This is a genomic window from Paraburkholderia aspalathi (assembly GCF_905220735.1).
Classification (GTDB): domain Bacteria; phylum Pseudomonadota; class Gammaproteobacteria; order Burkholderiales; family Burkholderiaceae; genus Paraburkholderia; species Paraburkholderia aspalathi.
Map to the genome: position 1 here is coordinate 1 of NZ_CAJNBA010000030.1, position 1,284 is coordinate 1,284.

Sequence of the window (1,284 nt, forward strand, 5' to 3'; positions counted from 1 at the left end):
GAACGACCCTTCAAGGGGCTCGAAGCCCCGGGGATATCTCATCTTAAGGCGAGTTTCCCGCTTAGATGCTTTCAGCGGTTATCTCTTCCGAACATAGCTACCCGGCGATGCCACTGGCGTGACAACCGGTACACCAGAGGTTCGTCCACTCCGGTCCTCTCGTACTAGGAGCAGCCCCCTTCAAATATCCAGCGCCCACGGCAGATAGGGACCAAACTGTCTCACGACGTTTTAAACCCAGCTCACGTACCTCTTTAAATGGCGAACAGCCATACCCTTGGGACCGGCTACAGCCCCAGGATGAGATGAGCCGACATCGAGGTGCCAAACACCGCCGTCGATATGAACTCTTGGGCGGTATCAGCCTGTTATCCCCAGAGTACCTTTTATCCGTTGAGCGATGGCCCTTCCATACAGAACCACCGGATCACTATGACCTGCTTTCGCACCTGCTCGACTTGTCGGTCTCGCAGTTAAGCACGCTTATGCCATTGCACTATCAGCACGATTTCCGACCGTACCTAGCGTACCTTCGTACTCCTCCGTTACACTTTGGGAGGAGACCGCCCCAGTCAAACTGCCTACCATGCACTGTCCCCAGTCCGGATAACGGACCAAGGTTAGAACCTCAAACAAACCAGGGTGGTATTTCAAGGACGGCTCCACGCAGACTGGCGTCCACGCTTCATAGCCTCCCACCTATCCTACACAGATCGGTTCAAAGTCCAATGCAAAGCTACAGTAAAGGTTCATGGGGTCTTTCCGTCTAGCCGCGGGGAGATTGCATCATCACAAACACTTCAACTTCGCTGAGTCTCGGGAGGAGACAGTGTGGCCATCGTTACGCCATTCGTGCAGGTCGGAACTTACCCGACAAGGAATTTCGCTACCTTAGGACCGTTATAGTTACGGCCGCCGTTTACCGGGACTTCAATCAAGAGCTTGCACCCCATCATTTAATCTTCCGGCACCGGGCAGGCGTCACACCCTATACGTCCACTTTCGTGTTTGCAGAGTGCTGTGTTTTTATTAAACAGTCGCAGCCACCAGTTTATTGCAACCCCTTCACCCTCCTGGCGCAGGCCAGTCAAGCTACAGGGGCGTACCTTATCCCGAAGTTACGGTACCAATTTGCCGAGTTCCTTCTCCCGAGTTCTCTCAAGCGCCTTAGAATACTCATCTCGCCCACCTGTGTCGGTTTGCGGTACGGTCTTGTTAAACTGAAGCTTAGAGGCTTTTCTTGGAACCACTTCCAGTTGCTTCTTCACCGAAGTGAATGGCCTC

At 53.4% G+C, this 1,284-nt stretch carries 1 rRNA gene; it reads right to left on the reverse strand.

From position 1 onward, the window contains the following. Positions 1–1,284 (reverse strand): 23S ribosomal RNA (locus KHO30_RS39045); the annotation flags it as partial.